Below are 15,080 nucleotides of genomic sequence, written 5' to 3'. Positions count from 1 at the left end.
TGGGATGGTGGTAAGGGTGCGGGGGACCACCTCTTCCCATACCGAACAGAGCCGTTAAGCCCCGTTACGCCGATGGTACTGGAGTCATGTCCGGGAGAGTAGGTTGCCGCCACCACAGATTTATGAGCCCCTCACCTTACCGTGAGGGGCTTTTTTTGTGCCTGTTACTTCACTTGCTTCACATACACATAGTAATCCGAATCACTGGTGAGCGACTTAACACCGGTTTTCTCGAGTGTTTGCCATTGGGTGGTTGGCATAAGACGTTGATTTGGCCCCGATGCGTTCAAGCAGACCTGTAGAGGCATATCAAAACCGGATACGCAATTAGCCCAGCGGTATTGCAGTTTGTTGCCTACCACTTTATACTCCAGCGTGGGAATACGCGTATCGCGCAGGTATTGGTCAAAAACTTTTTGAAGGTTAATACCCGACTGTTGACTGATGTACTTTTCGATTTGCTTTCCGTCGACGGTCTGGTGATAGAAGGTTTTGTTCATGCCGCGCAGGATGGCCCGCCATTTCACGTCGTTGTTGATGATCTGGCGAATGGTGTGTAGCAGGTTGCCGCCTTTGTAATACATATCACCGGAACCCGAATGGTTGACGTTGTAAATACCGACAATCGGACGGTCGTTGCGGATTAAAGCCCGACAACCCGTTACGTAAGCCGCACCCGCATCCTTGCCATAATAATATTCCGTGTAGAGGTTTTCGGAATAATTCGTGAAGCTTTCATGCACCCACATATCGGCTACATCCTTGTACGTGATGTTGTTGGCAAACCACTCGTGGCCGGATTCGTGAATAATGATAAAATCCCACAAAAGCCCAAAACCGGTTCCCGACAAATCTTTGCCCAAATATCCGTTTCGAAAGCGATTGCCGTACGTCACCGAGCTTTGGTGCTCCATGCCCAGGTAGGGTGTTTCAACCAGTTTGTATCCATCTTCGTAAAATGGATACGGGCCGAACCAGTGTTCGAAGGCTTTCAACATCGGTTTTGCCTGCTGAAATTGCCGCCGGGCCGAGTCCTCGTGTTCGCGCAGAGCGTAAAAATCCATCGTCAGACGGCCTTTTTCGCCTTGTAATGTATCGCTCCAGTGAATGTAGTCGCCCACGTTGAGGTTGACACCGTAATTGTTGATCGGATTGCCGACGAACCAGTCGAAGGTGTGGGTTCCGTCGTTATGCTCGGTGACCCGGCGCAATCGCCCGTTCGAAACGTCTGTCAGCCCTTTCGGAACCGTCACGCTGATTAGCATGCTGTCGGGTTCGTCGTACATGTGGTCTTTGCAGGGCCACCATGCACTGGCACCCAGGCCCTGACAGGCCGTTGCGATGAACCACTGCCCCGCTTTGTCGCGTCGCCAGACAAAACCGCCATCCCAGGGCGCACGCTTGGCTTTCTTGGGTTGTCCCTCATAAAACACCTCCAACGACTCGGTTTTGCCGGTTACCTGCGGTTTTTGCAGTGTCACGAACCAGGCATTGCCGTCCTGCCGGAACGTCAACTCCCGCCCATCCTGCACGATTTTCTGAATTTTTAACGGACGCTGTAAGTCCACCTGCATCATCTGTTTGGGTTGTAGCACCCGGTATCGAATGGTGGTGCTGCCACTGATGGCGCTGTCGGCCGGATTGAGTTTGACCTGCAAATGGTAATAGGCCAGATCCCACCAGATGCGTTCGGGCGTGATCGAACCGCGCAGGGTGTCGTCGTGCGTGAACGCATATTTTTGGGCTGAAACGGTCAGACTGACGAACAGGCAGATTAGTAGCCCGATGGTTTTAAAACGTTTGTTGATCATGCGATAAAAAGTCAAATCAAAAACCGGTTTTAGGTAATTAGCGGGCACCCGGCGGACAGTGTTCCAGCAGAAATTTGGTGTAAAGCGACCGTAGATGCTGCGTCGTGCCTTCACCTTCCGAAATGCTATGTGTCCGGTTCGGATAGGGCATGACCTGGAATTGCTTGTTGTGCTTGACCAATTCATTGATCAGCACTTCGGCGTTGGAATAATGCACGTTGTCATCGCCCGTACCATGAATGTACAGCAAATCCCCGCGCAGGTTCTTGGCATAGGTGATCGGCGATCCGGCCAGGAAATCCTCCCGGTTTTCCTGCGGCAAGCCCATGTACCGTTCCTGGTAGATATTGTCGTAAAAGAGTTGGTTGCCCACGGCAGCAATCGAAATTCCGGTTTTATAGATCTCGGGATGTTGGAACAATAGGTTTAGCGTCATCGAGCCGCCCCCACTCCAGCCCCAGACCGCCACCCGGCTGGTGTCAAGATAAGCCCGTTGCTCAAAAAGTTTCTTAGCCCCCATGGCCTGATCGCGGACGTTGATGCGGCCAATTTGCCGGTAAATCGCTTTCCGCCAGGCAGTACCCTTGAGTGTCGGCGTGCCCCGGTTATCCAGCGACACGTAACAGTAACCAGCCTTGGCCATGTCGCCTTCGAAGAGAAAATTGGACCCGGCCGAAAAGACATCGCCGGTGGTCGTACTGGCGGGTTCGCCGTAGACGTAAAAAACAACCGGGTATTTTTTGGTGCTGTCGAAGTTCGCCGGTTTTCGCATCCAGCCGTCGAGCGTAATGCCGTCGGCCGTCGTAAGGGTGAAAAACTCGACGTTGCGCGGTTCCGGTGCGTTGGGAGTGGTTCGGGCTGCGCTCCTGACTTCCTGATGGTCGGGCAACCGAATCCAGTGGCTCGAGGGCGGCACTCGGTGGCTATTGAACGAATGCATCGCAAACTGCCCGGTCGGCGAAATGGTGTAGGAATGCGTACCAACCTGGTTAGTGGGCGAGACTTGCTCCAACTTTCCCTTGCCATCCATTTTGGTCCGGAACAGATACCGCTGGGTGGGATTTTTCGGCGAAGCGATGAAATAAAGGTACCGGTTTTTCCCGTCGATGTGGCTGATGGTGGCAATGTCGTACGAACCGGGCGTCAGCAGGATTTCCTTTTTGCCATCGCTACTGAGTTGGTAGAGGTGCCGCCAGCCATCTTTTTCGGATACCCAAACGAAGGATTTTCCGCCGTCGAGCCATTCCCAGCCGTCCGGATTGCCGTTGTTCCAGCTTTCCTTGGTCTCAATCCAGGTGTCACTGGTTTCGCGGTGAATGGGAGCAAGCGACCCGTCCGACGCTTGGGCCACGAACAGGATGCTTTGATTTTGCTTGCGGTTTAATTGCTGGATAATCAGTTCGTTGGAGCTAGGAAACCATTCCATCCGGACCAGGTAATGTTGTTGCGGATCGCCCGGAATTGCCAGCCAACGCGTAGCACCACCCGAAACCGGAACCAGGCCGATGCGGGCGGGCGAGGGCGATTCGCCTACTTTGGGATACTCGACCGGAATGGCCCGTGAGTAAACCGAATCCGTGGTATTGAGCATGAGGTAGTCGCGGATGGCGCTGGCGTCGATCTGCCAGTAGGCAATCTGTTTGCTGTCGGGACTCCAGCGAAAACCGTCGCGGCATCCGAACTCTTCCTCATAGGCCCAATCGAACGTACCGTTGATCCGTTTGCGGGTGCCATCGGTGGTCAATTGGGTGGTTTGACCCGTTGCAGCATCTTCGACAAAAAGGTTATTCCGGCTGACGTAACCCACTTTCGTCCCATCGGGCGACAGTTTGGCGAAGAGCAGCGACTGGCCGGGCTGGTTTTTGCCGATTTGCCGCAACTGATTGCTTTTTCGGTCGAGCAGGTAATAATCGCCCCGGGTGTTATACCGCCAGACTCGGGCGGTATTTGTAAAAATCAACACCCTGGAAGAATCCTGACTGAGCGCGAAGCCAGCCACGGTCAGTGGCTTGGGAGCGCCGGGCGGGGTCAGTTGTTCTTTGCTGAGAAAGGTTGATTCCTGACCCGAAACAACGTCTGTCCGGACGATGGATTCGCGGGTGATCGATAGATACGTTCGGCCGTCGGGGAGCCAGCGAATGCCCTGCGACTGTGCTCGGGCAACGCAGGAAAAGATTACCAGGAAAAAAGCAGACAGCGTTAAAGTTCGGATGGTTGAGTTCATGCGTTAGAAAATGGCTTTACTGTACTGACCCGGTGTCAGGCTGGTGATGAGCTTAAATTGGCGATTAAAATTGGATAAATTGGTGTAACCGCACGAAAAAGCAATCTGACTGATGGGTAATTTCGATTCCTGCAACAACCGGCAGGCGTGTTCGATGCGTACCTCGTTGAGTAGTTGCGAGAATGTCTTGCGGGTATGCAGCCGGAAAAACCGGCAAAACGCACTCGGCGTTAGGTGCGCCTGGTTGGCAACTTCCTCCAGGGTAATCGGCGATGCGTAGTTGTTTAAAATATAGGTAAACACATTATCCAGGCGCTGGTGATCGTCGGGTCGGCGTGGCAGTTCGTAGGCCGTGATAGACAAGCGCTCCCGGCGCGGATCGGAGGCCATCTGATCGAGTACGGACAGCAAGGTCATCAACTGGTCGAACGGGCGCTGGGTTGGCAGTTGCTCCAGGCAGGTCGTTACCGAACCCACTTCATTGAACCGAATCCGAACGCCGTGCCGAGCTTCCCGAAAGAGTTGGTCCAGGTGGTTTAACTCGGGCATTCCGAAAACCGTTTGCTGAAGGTGTTCCGGGCGCAGATAAACCGAATACGACAGGGCGCGTTCCGGAGAGTCGGGAACAAAGTAGGCGGGATCATTCCGGAAAACGTGCGGCAAATTAGCCCCCAGCAACAGCAGATCGTAGGGCCGAAACCGGTCGATTCGGTCGCCGACAACCTGGGTTCCTACGCTTTCTTTGATCAATGTCAGTTGCAATTCCGGATGGAAATGCAGCCGATCGTAGAAATGCGGCCCATCGTCGACCTGTACCCGGAACGAGCGATCGGTAACCGTCGGGACCCGAAACAGCAGCGGTTTCATCGGTTGGTAGTCGATAGCACCCAAAGGCGGAGGTAGGTCGTAGCGTAGTGAAGCGGTTGGTTCATAATGCTCAGGTTGGTTGATGGTCCTAACGAGTCAGACAAATTAGTAAAAGAAATGAAAAATGGTACAGAATTGGTGAACAATATGTTCGGTGTTCAACAAATTGGAAAAAAAAGTATTAGAATTAATCAACGTGTAGGAAGTGGAAGCTTTCGTAAATCCCCAAATTTGTAGTATCGATAAATTTGGTTTCTTCCGTTTGTTTCACCTTCATTACTATTCATTCTATGGCAACTTCCGTACCCTGGAAAGGCGTGTATCCTGCCCTTCTGACGCCATTTACGGCTACCGATGAACTTGACTTGCCGCTGTTTGTCAAGAATTTACACGCCCAGCTTAGTGCCGGGGTTCACGGAATGATCATCGCCGGATCATTAGGTGAAGTCAGTACGCTGACTGCACCGGAAAAGCTGACCTTGCTCGAAACCGCCATCGAAACGGTCGAAGGACGAGTGCCAGTGATCATGAACGTGGCCGAATCCGTCACCCGCGAAGCCATCCGGCGGGTGCAGGAAGCGGAAGCCGCCGGGGCCGATGGCCTGATGTTGTTGCCTCCTATGCGGTATTACGCCGATTCACGCGAAACCGTTGCCTATTTCAGCGCCATTGCGAAAGAAACTTCGCTGCCGATCATGATTTACAACAACCCGGTCGACTATAAGATCATGACGACCGTGGCGATGTTCGAAGAACTGGCGGCTCTGGCCAACATCCAGGCCGTGAAAGAATCGACCCGCGACCTGACCAACATTGCCCGGATGCGGAATGCCTTCGGCGACCGGTTTCGGATTCTGGGGGGCGTCGACACGCTGGCCCTCGAAGCCCTGCTGGTGGGTGCCGACGGTTGGGTGGCCGGTCTGGTGGATGCATTCCCCCAGGAAACCGTTGCTATTTACGAACTAGCCAAAGCCGGGAAGGTGGAGGAAGCACTGAGCATCTACCGCTGGTTTATGCCCCTGCTCGAACTTGATATTCAGCCCAAACTGGTTCAATACATCAAACTGGCCGCTGCCGCTACCGGTATTGGCTCCGAGTATGTTCGCGCACCCCGGCTGACGCTGGAAGGCGAGGAACGGACGCGGATTACCGGCATCATTGAAGCGGCTCTGGCGGTCCGACCGGTTTTGCAACCGGCCTGATCGCAGACTATTCCTAACCCCAACCGTATGAATTATCACTTTTTCTGCATCGACGCCCACACCTGCGGCAACCCGGTTCGGGTCGTCACGGGCGGGAGCATTCCGCACCTGGTGGGGGCAACGATGAGCGAAAAACGGCAACATTTTCTGCGCGAGTACGACTGGATTCGGAAAAGCCTGATGTTCGAGCCGCGCGGCCACGACATGATGTCGGGCAGCATCCTCTATCCGCCCTCGGACCCGGCCAACGATGTGGGCGTGCTGTTCATCGAAACTTCGGGCTGTTTGCCGATGTGCGGCCACGGAACCATCGGCACCGTCACGGTAGCCATCGAGCAAGGACTGGTGGTGCCCAAAACGCCGGGCGTACTGAATCTGGAAGTTCCCGCCGGATTGGTGCGCGCCGAATACCGGCAGGAAGGACGTAAGGTGAAATCCGTCAAAATTACCAACGTGAAGTCGTACCTGGCGGCCGAGGGCCTGACCGTCGACTGCCCGGACCTGGGAACGCTGACGGTGGATGTGGCTTACGGCGGAAACTTCTACGCGGTTGTCGATCCGCAACCCAATTTCCCCGGTTTGCAGCATTACAAAGCGGAACAGCTTATTGCCTGGGCGCGGGTAATGCGCGAGCGACTGAATGAACAGCACCAATTTGTGCATCCCGACAACCCGACCATCAACGGCTTGAGCCATGTGCTGTGGACGGGCGAACCGCTGGCGGCCACCTCGACGGCGCGGAATGCGGTTTTTTACGGTGACAAGGCCATCGACCGCTCGCCCTGCGGCACCGGCACTTCTGCGCGGCTGGCGCAGTGGTACGCCAAGGGTAGGTTAAAACCGGGGCAGGATTTTGTGCACGAAAGCATCATCGGTTCCATTTTTACGGGGCGCATTGAGCAGGAAACCGAGCTGGCCGGGAAAGCCGCCATCGTGCCCAGCATCGAAGGCTGGGCCATTATTCACGGGTACAATCACATCATACTGGACGAAGACGATCCGTACCGGTTTGGTTTTCAGGTTATATGAAACACGTTGGCATCATCGGGGGCGGAGTCATCGGGCTGTGTTCCGCGTATTACCTGGAAAAAGCCGGGTACCAGGTAACGGTTTTCGACAGAAACGCGCTGACCGACGGCTGTTCGTTTGGCAATGCCGGCATGATTGTGCCGAGCCACATTATCCCGCTGGCGCAGCCCGGCATGGTTGCCAAAGGGATGCGGATGCTGCTGAGGTCGACCAGCCCATTTTACATCAAACCGCGCCTGAATGCCGATCTGCTGCGCTGGGGCTGGCTTTTTTACAAACATTCGACGCCGGAGCACGTCGAGCGGTCGATTCCGGCCCTGCGGGACATCAGTTTGCTCAGTAAAAAGCTGTATCAGGAACTGGCCCAATCCGCCGAATTGTCGTTTGGCTGGGAAGAAGTCGGGTTGCTGATGCTGTACAAAACCGCCACGGCCGAACACGAAATGGCCGAAGAAGCCGAGGTCGCCAATCGGGCCGGGATTGAAGCGCGGCAATTGTCGGGCGCACAGGTGCAGGATCTGGAGCCTGAGGTGCGCGTCAACGTGCGCGGGGGCATTTACTACCCCGGCGATGCTCATTTGACCCCTGGTTCGTTTATTCGGGCCTTGGTAGATTACCTGAAGAAACACAATGTGACGTTGCTGGAAAAGCAGGAAGTAACCGGTTTTAGCCGTTCGGGTGGGCGAATTACGTCTGTTCGGACTATTACCGGCGAACACACGGTTGATGAACTGGTGGTTGCGGCCGGGGCGTGGTCACCCGAGTTGACGCGCTTGCTGGGCGTATCGTTGCCGTTGCAGGGCGGGAAAGGCTACAGTTTTATGCTGCGGAACCAGCGCCCGAACATCCGGGTGCCGGCCATTATGCTCGAAGCCCGGGCGACGGCGACGCCGATGGGAGCGGATTTGCGGTTTGCCGGAACGCTCGAAGTGGCCGGAACCGACCTGTCGGTTAACATGAACCGGGTGCGCGGCATTGTCAATTCCATTCAAAACTATTACCCGGACCTGCCCGCCGACCTGCCCGAAGTGTCGAAAGTCTGGAGCGGCTTACGACCCTGTTCGCCCGACGGCCTGCCGTATATTGGCCGGTTGACCGGTTTTGATAACCTGACGCTGGCCACTGGCCACGGCATGATGGGCGTAAGTCTGGGACCGGCGACGGGGAAACTGGTGGCGGATATGTTGACCCATCAAAACCCCATTTTGGACCTGAAACCGTTCGATTCAGCGCGTTTTCGCTGAAAACCGGTGGCAGAAACCAAAATTCCGCTTATCTTGCAGACTTGTTCGTTGTCCCCTTCCATGCCATGAAAGTCAGCTCACCCCAGGTTGGCCGCTATTACTACGTCGGCAATGAACCGACGCTGTTCACCGAAAGCCTGCTGCGGGAGATTTTACCGCATCATAAACCGCAGCCTATTCGCCTGACGAAGCAGTGGTTGGCGAATTTTGGTTTCCAGCCGGATGCTTTCCGCCATTTCTGGTATTATCAGGACCTGAAGCTCGTGCCGGGACTGAACTGTTGGCTGTGTGTCAGCACCCGACGCTATCTGTACTATGTTCATGAATTGCAGGAATACTTGGCCGACATGAATCAGGCGGAATCACCGTTGGATACCCGAATCATAAATTGACCCACCCATACCACTCCTGGAAAAGCTCCTGAAAGCTGTTTCTACAAAATAGCACGATATTTGTTAGTTGAATAATTGTCTGGTAATTGAAGTTTCCGTTTCGGTTTTGCCATTTTCCCGTTTAGATTTTTAGTCTTCGATAAGGCATTGGATTAGGGTCTCCATTCTTGGGAAATTCTTTTTGATTTTTGTCTGATAATTTTACTTTCTTTGCAAAAAGACAGACTTTTCGCTGCTTTAAAGTTCTTCATTTAATCATACTAAGGGGCATATAGTATTTTTTTCTTAGATGATGTTACCAAAAAGTATCAACTAGTATATTTTTTGCTTGGAAATACTTATTATTTTTTGTCTTGCAATAAGTATAATTTCTTAGGCCCACCGTAGCTTTTTTTGCAAAAAAAGATGAAGGTTAATCAATCAATGTATAGCGGCCAGACGTGGAAGTCGCTTTCGGAGACCCCCGGTTTTAGGACTGACAATGCTCAGTTGGTTTTGGCTTTCGGTGAACGGCATTTACTGGAAACCGGTGATTTTTACGGGCAGCTCCGTTTGACTTACCCAATGGCGGATATCATTGTCAATTCGACCTCGGGTGAAATTTACCTCGATAAGGTGCACGACGATTCGGTGATCGTGACGGCGATTGAATTTGAGAAAACCCGCGTACGGGCCGTACAGATTGATATTCAGAAATATACCGAAAGTTATCAGGCTGGAGAAACGATTGCGCAATTGCTTGATGAACCGGACCTGGCAGCCCTGTTCCTGATTTCGGACGGCAGTTGGGTCAATGGGAGCGAACTGACCAGCGCACTGAACCAGTGTTTACACCGCCCTATTCCGATTTCGGGTGGCCTGGCGGGCGATGGGGACCGGTTCGAGCGTACAGTGGTGGGCCTGAACCAAAATCCGGCGGTGGGCAAAATTGTCGGGATTGCCTTTTACGGGGCACATTTAAAGGTTGGGCATGGGTCGATGGGTGGCTGGGATGTATTTGGACCGGAGCGCGAAGTAACCCAATCCAGCTATAATGTCCTTTATCGGATCGACGATAAACCCGCGTTGGATTTATACAAAGAGTATTTGGGAAAATACACGGAGCGGTTGCCCGGAGCGGCCTTGCTCTTTCCGCTTTCGATGCGGACAACGGCCGATTCAGAGCCTCTCGTACGCACCATTCTGACGATTGATGAAGAAGCCCGGAGTATGACGTTTGCGGGAGAGATGCCCGAGAAGGCCCTCGTCCGGTTTATGAAAGCAAATTTCGACCGGCTCATCGATGCATCGGCAACGGCGGCTCATACCTCCCTGAGCCAGTTGAACTTTGCCCCCGAACTGGCGATCCTGATTAGCTGCGTAGGCCGAAAACTCGTGCTGGGGCAACGAACGGAAGAAGAAGTGGAAGTAGCCCGGGAGGTATTCGGAAAGGATGCGGTCATAACGGGCTTTTACTCCTACGGCGAGATTTCGCCCCTGCAATCCAATGCCCGCTGTGAACTGCACAATCAAACCATGACCGTAACGGTCTTTTCTGAGAACTGATTCAATGGACGCTAATAACCTCCACAAACTGCTTGCCCGCCAGATTAACCGGTACCTTACGGAGGATTGTCTGAAGCATGATCGTTTTCAGCAATTTGTAAAAGCCGTCAATGAATCGTACCACAATTTTGACCGCGACAAGGAGCTGTTTGAACATTCGTCGTTTCTGAACGAACGCGAGTATGCTGCGATCAATCTAAAATTGAAGGAAGAGATTAGCCAGCGTCGGCAGTCGGAAGAAAAGCTGATCGAGGCCATCAAATCGATGGAGATTCCGGAAGGGGAGGAAATGCCGGAGTTTGGCCCTGAAAACCTCGTGACGCTGGTCGACTTCCTGCAAAAGCAGATCGATTACCGCAAACAGATTGAACAGGAACTGCGGACGGCCAAGGAAATTGCCGAAAGCGCCACCCTGGCCAAATCGGATTTTCTATCGATGATGAGCCACGAAATCCGGACGCCCCTCAACGGGATTGTGGGCATGACGTACTTGATGAGCCAGGAAGAGGTGCCGCCGTCGCTGGCCGAAAACATCAAAACCCTGCAATTTTCGATTGAACATTTACAGGCTCTGATCAACGACATTCTGGATTTTAGCAAGATTGAGGCCGGAAAAGTGGAACTGGAGGAAGCCGCTTTTGATTTCAAGCACCTCGTGTCTAACATCAAGCGGGCTCATCAATTTAAAGCGGAAGAGAACGGTACACGCATCAAACTGATGGTTGACGACGATATCCCGGATTCGCTCATCGGCGATTCCCTGCGGATCGGCCAGGTGTTGTCGAATCTGGTTTCCAATGCCATCAAGTTTACCAAAAAAGGGACGGTAACGATTGAACTGTCATTGCAATACAAAGACGATGATTATGCATCGATTTATGTGTCGGTGCAGGATACCGGAATTGGGATTGCGCTTGAAAAACAGAAAGCTATTTTTGAATTGTTCACCCAGGCGAATTCCGCGACCACCCGTCAGTTTGGCGGTACGGGCCTGGGGCTGGTGATTACCAAGCGATTGCTGGAATTGCATGGCAGCGAAATTGGGGTGGAGAGTGAAGAGGGGAAAGGGGCCAAATTCTATTTTACGCTCAATTTACGGGTCAGTTCGTTGCAAAAAACGGTATTCAATACTGTCGATGTCATCAATGAGCATACATTACGGGGTGTGCGGATTTTGCTGGTCGAGGATTACCCGGTGAATGTCAAGGTGGCGCTTAAATTTCTGCACCGCTGGGGCGTCCTGGTGGATGTGGCCGAGAACGGGCAGGTTGGCCTGGACAAATTCCGATCAGGTACCTACGACCTGATTCTGATGGACCTGCAGATGCCAATCATGGACGGGTATACCTCAACGGAACAAATTCGGGAAACGAACACCAACATTCCGGTGATCGCCCTGACGGCATCGGCCACCTACAGCAACCGCGACCGGGCGATTAGCGCCGGAATCAACGATTATGTAACGAAACCGTTTAATCCGAACGATCTGTTCCAGAAAATTGCCAAGTATTGCCACCGGCTAAACTAACGTTCTGCCAACACACCTTTTCCTAAAATGGACTCTTCTGTCACGCCCCGATCCGACGATCTGGATCGGCGACGGCTGTACCAGGTGTATGGCGACGATACCGACACCATCGCATCGTTCATTGCGCTCTTCCTGAGCGACGTGATTCCTCATTTTACAGACTTGGAAAACGAGCTTATCGGGAAGGAGTGGGGAGCGCTGGCCGAGAGGGCTCATCAACTCCGGTCCTGGCTGGCGATGGTCGGGCTGACAAAACTGGAGAACCAGTTACTTCACATCGAGGAACAGGCCCGTAACAACCCGGATGAGTGCGGCATCCGGCAGACATACACCACCTTCAGGGAGCAACTCAACCAGATGATTCCAGTCCTGATCCAGGAGGTCGAGCGGTTGAACCGGCGGTAACGCAGCTTTTCTGCCGGCCTTTCAAAACCCTTCGAGGTCCATCTGATTCGCTGAATAAATCAACGGCAAAAAAGATGGTGAATTTTTAATTGCCCCATTTAATAGCTTCCTGCTACTATTATTCAAAATTATTGGTAAATTTATCAGACAAAAAGTCGCTCGGTTTAGAAGTGTAGTACAGTTTTTGTAGTAGTCCTATCGGCCCACAGTCAACGAGGAATGAATTTATCAAACTGGTTTGTGATTGGCCATCTTTAACGCTGTTATCCCATCTTTATTCATTGCATTGATACGTTTATGGAAAACCAATACCATGTCCTGGTTGTCGAGGATGATACTTACATTCGGAAAGTTCTGCGCCATACGTTAAAGTCGGATTTTGAAGTCACGACCCTGACTAATGGGATTGAGGCCATGGATTGGCTGGAGTCGGGCAACGCGGTTGATATCATCATCACCGATTTGCAGATGCCGTACCTGAGCGGCCAGGATCTGATCCGGACCATCCGGGCCAGCACCCTGTTCCGGCAGGTTCCGATCATTGTTCTATCGACATTTACCGACAGTGCTACTAAAATTGCTTGTCTGGAACAGGGAGCGGATGATTACATGATCAAACCCTTTAATCCGCTGGAAGTACGGGCTAAAATTACCGCCATTCTGCGCCGGATGGGTGATAAAAACAGCCCGGCCCTGCCTACGTCTTTCTGATCCTTAGCATTCAACGCCCATGATGACGGCTTTAGTGAATGAAACCACATACCGGGTCTTATACGTTGAGAACGACCCCCAAATGGCCTCGACGTTTTACCAGGCCTTCCGCGAAACGGCGTCGATTACGGTTGTTAACAGTTTAGAAGAAGCCCTTTTTTGCCTGGAAGCCGACCACGATATTGATCTGGTGGTTTTTAATGATCGCCTGAACAGTACGTCCTTTCTCAACGCAATCCGGGACAATCCGAAGGCTGAAAAACTGGCAACTATCCTGCTGACGGCCCAGCCTGCAATCGACATCAGCGCCGAACCTTATCGGGGGCGGGTAATCGATGTCTTTCAGTATGGCTATTCGGAAGCGGCTTTCCAGACGCGGCTTTCGTACCTGAAACGGAAAAAGCAGTATACCGAGAGCGGGGCTAATATCCACAAATCGGCTCCGGTTCGAATGCCATTTGGCAAGCGGCTTTTCGATATTGTGGTATCGTTTACCCTGTTGCTGCTGATCTCACCGATCCTGCTCGTTGTCGCCATCCTGGTGAAACTAGACTCGAAAGGGCCGATCTTCTACGGCTCAAAGCGGGTCGGAATGGGGTATAAGGTATTCAATATGTACAAATTCCGGACCATGCGGACCGATGCCGACCAGATGCTGGCCAGCATGGCATCGCAGAATATGTACAACAAGCAGAAAGTGGAAGAACCGGCCGACCAGCTTTGCGAAGCTTGCCGACAAGCCGGGACTGCCTGCCAGCGGCCGCTTTTTCTGGACGATAAACAGGTCTGTGAAGAAATCCATTTCCGTAACGAGAAGGCCAAAGCCATGTTCTCGAAGTTCAAGGAAGATCCCCGCGTCACGCGGCTGGGGAAGTTCCTGCGCAACACGAGCATCGATGAACTCCCGCAGTTTTATAACATCCTGCGCGGGGATATGTCGTTTGTTGGAAACCGACCCTTGCCACCTTATGAAGCCGAAAAGCTCACGGCCGCCGGTTACGCCCGGCGATTTGCTGCTCCGGCGGGTTTGACGGGCCTCTGGCAGGTCACCAAAAGGGGGGGGGCGGCTGTTTCGGATCAGGAACGGATTCAGCTCGATGTTCTGTACGCCAAAAAATTCTCGTTTAAAACGGATTTGATGATTGTGATTCGAACCCTCAAAGCGGTATGGCAGAAGGAAAACGTGTAGGGGACGTACCGCTGGTTTCGTTGATTACCATCAATTACAACCAGGCTGCCGTCACCTGTGAAATGCTGGAATCGACCCGGCGGCTGAAATACCCTAATTTCGAAGTGATTGTCGTCGATAATGCATCGGCTGAAGATCCGACCGAGCGCATCCGGCAGGGCAATTACCCCAATGTGAAAGTGGTGGTCAGCCCTGAAAACCTCGGTTTTTCGGGCGGCAACAACCTGGGCATGAAACATGCTGCGGGGGAATATTTCTTTTTTCTGAACAACGATACGGAAGTGACGCCTGATTTGGTGGATCAGTTGCTGGCTCCGTTTCAGACCAATTCCCGCATCGGGATCGTTTGCCCCAAAATTCGTTATTACAGCCACCCGACCGTGCTGCAATACGCGGGTTATTTCCCGCTCAACAAATACACCGGACGGACCTGGGCGATTGGTCTGGGCGAAACCGACCGGGGACAGTACGATCAGTCCGGCCCGACCGACTTTGCCCACGGAGCGGCTATGATGGTCAGCCGCCGGGCGGTCGAACAGGGTGGTGCGATGGATGAATCGTACTTTCTGTATTACGAAGAACTGGACTGGTCGCTGCAAATTCAGCGGGCCGGTTTTCTGATTTATTACCAGGCCTCGGCCCTGATTTATCACAAGGAATCGATCAGCGTTGGGAAAGCCAGCCCAATGAAAGTCTATTACCAAACCCGCAACCGGCTCCTGCTCATGCGGAGGAACGTAAGCGGATTTCCCCTGTACGTCTTTGTGCTGTACTACTTCTGCATGGCCATTCCGAAAGCGGCTTTGGTCTACGCCCTAAACCGGCAGACACCGTACCTGGTAGCCCTGAAAAATGCCGTTCTGTGGCATTTTCAGCATAAAATTCGTCGCCCCGTCCAGGCCGTTACCCCGTCTGCCGTGGCGGTTTCTTAAT

At 52.9% G+C, this 15,080-nt stretch carries 13 protein-coding genes and 1 rRNA gene; 11 read left to right on the top strand and 3 right to left on the bottom strand.

The features are described from left to right. Positions 1-3: 3 nt before the first annotated feature. Positions 4-115: ribosomal RNA gene (gene rrf, locus ACO2Q8_RS17900) — 5S ribosomal RNA — on the top strand. A gap of 49 nt (positions 116-164) precedes the next feature. Here the strand turns inward: rrf and ACO2Q8_RS17895 are convergent. The 3 genes from ACO2Q8_RS17895 to ACO2Q8_RS17885 are packed head-to-tail and all read right to left on the bottom strand — an operon-like array spanning position 165 to position 4,902. Then, a complete protein-coding gene (locus ACO2Q8_RS17895; protein ID WP_423346217.1) occupies positions 165-1,811 on the bottom strand; it encodes a M1 family metallopeptidase in 1,647 nt (548 codons plus the stop codon). A gap of 37 nt (positions 1,812-1,848) precedes the next feature. Further along, complete coding sequence (locus ACO2Q8_RS17890) at positions 1,849-4,035, bottom strand: S9 family peptidase (protein WP_423346216.1); 2,187 nt, start codon at positions 4,033-4,035, stop codon at positions 1,849-1,851. Between the two features lie 3 nt (positions 4,036-4,038). Further along, positions 4,039-4,902 carry an AraC family transcriptional regulator gene (locus ACO2Q8_RS17885; RefSeq protein WP_423346215.1) on the bottom strand — a complete coding sequence of 288 codons (864 nt, stop codon included), beginning with the start codon at positions 4,900-4,902 and terminating at the stop codon, positions 4,039-4,041. 290 nt (positions 4,903-5,192) lie between these two features. On the opposite strand from ACO2Q8_RS17885, the gene ACO2Q8_RS17880 reads away from it, so the two are divergent. The 10 genes from ACO2Q8_RS17880 to ACO2Q8_RS17835 all read left to right on the top strand — a co-directional run bounded on the left by ACO2Q8_RS17880 (position 5,193) and on the right by ACO2Q8_RS17835 (position 15,079). Continuing rightward, entirely contained in the window at positions 5,193-6,104 is a 912-nt protein-coding gene (locus ACO2Q8_RS17880) for a dihydrodipicolinate synthase family protein (protein ID WP_423346214.1), read from the top strand. 27 nt (positions 6,105-6,131) lie between these two features. After that, on the top strand, positions 6,132-7,133 hold the full coding sequence (locus ACO2Q8_RS17875) for a 4-hydroxyproline epimerase (protein WP_423346213.1): 1,002 nt from the start codon (positions 6,132-6,134) through the stop codon (positions 7,131-7,133). Next, positions 7,130-8,377 carry an NAD(P)/FAD-dependent oxidoreductase gene (locus ACO2Q8_RS17870; protein ID WP_423346212.1) on the top strand — a complete coding sequence of 416 codons (1,248 nt, stop codon included), beginning with the start codon at positions 7,130-7,132 and terminating at the stop codon, positions 8,375-8,377. Before ACO2Q8_RS17875 ends, ACO2Q8_RS17870 begins: the two co-directional genes overlap by 4 nt. A 65-nt stretch (positions 8,378-8,442) precedes the next feature. Beyond that, positions 8,443-8,769: a hypothetical protein gene (locus tag ACO2Q8_RS17865; protein WP_423346211.1), complete on the top strand. Its 327-nt coding sequence runs from the start codon at positions 8,443-8,445 to the stop codon at positions 8,767-8,769. 405 nt (positions 8,770-9,174) lie between these two features. Continuing rightward, complete coding sequence (locus ACO2Q8_RS17860; protein WP_423346210.1) at positions 9,175-10,314, top strand: FIST signal transduction protein; 1,140 nt, start codon at positions 9,175-9,177, stop codon at positions 10,312-10,314. 4 nt (positions 10,315-10,318) lie between these two features. Continuing rightward, the gene (locus ACO2Q8_RS17855; RefSeq protein WP_423346209.1) at positions 10,319-11,842 is read left to right on the top strand and encodes an ATP-binding protein; all 1,524 of its coding nucleotides are present in this window, start codon (positions 10,319-10,321) and stop codon (positions 11,840-11,842) included. A 27-nt stretch (positions 11,843-11,869) separates the two neighbouring features. Continuing rightward, positions 11,870-12,247 (top strand): Hpt domain-containing protein, encoded by a 378-nt coding sequence (locus ACO2Q8_RS17850; protein WP_423346208.1) that lies wholly within the window; start codon positions 11,870-11,872, stop codon positions 12,245-12,247. A 297-nt stretch (positions 12,248-12,544) separates the two neighbouring features. Continuing rightward, positions 12,545-12,958: a response regulator transcription factor gene (locus ACO2Q8_RS17845; protein ID WP_423346207.1), complete on the top strand. Its 414-nt coding sequence runs from the start codon at positions 12,545-12,547 to the stop codon at positions 12,956-12,958. A gap of 19 nt (positions 12,959-12,977) precedes the next feature. Beyond that, entirely contained in the window at positions 12,978-14,147 is a 1,170-nt protein-coding gene (locus ACO2Q8_RS17840) for a sugar transferase (RefSeq protein WP_423346206.1), read from the top strand. Continuing rightward, positions 14,126-15,079 (top strand): glycosyltransferase family 2 protein, encoded by a 954-nt coding sequence (locus ACO2Q8_RS17835; RefSeq protein WP_423346205.1) that lies wholly within the window; start codon positions 14,126-14,128, stop codon positions 15,077-15,079. Before ACO2Q8_RS17840 ends, ACO2Q8_RS17835 begins: the two co-directional genes overlap by 22 nt. The last annotated feature ends 1 nt before the right edge of the window (position 15,080 follow it).

Source organism: Larkinella sp. VNQ87, from assembly GCF_049445795.1.
In the GTDB taxonomy this organism is placed as follows: Bacteria; Bacteroidota; Bacteroidia; order Cytophagales; family Spirosomataceae; genus Larkinella.
Note: the sequence above shows the minus strand (reverse complement) of the source record. Positions and strands in the feature narration are given on the sequence as shown.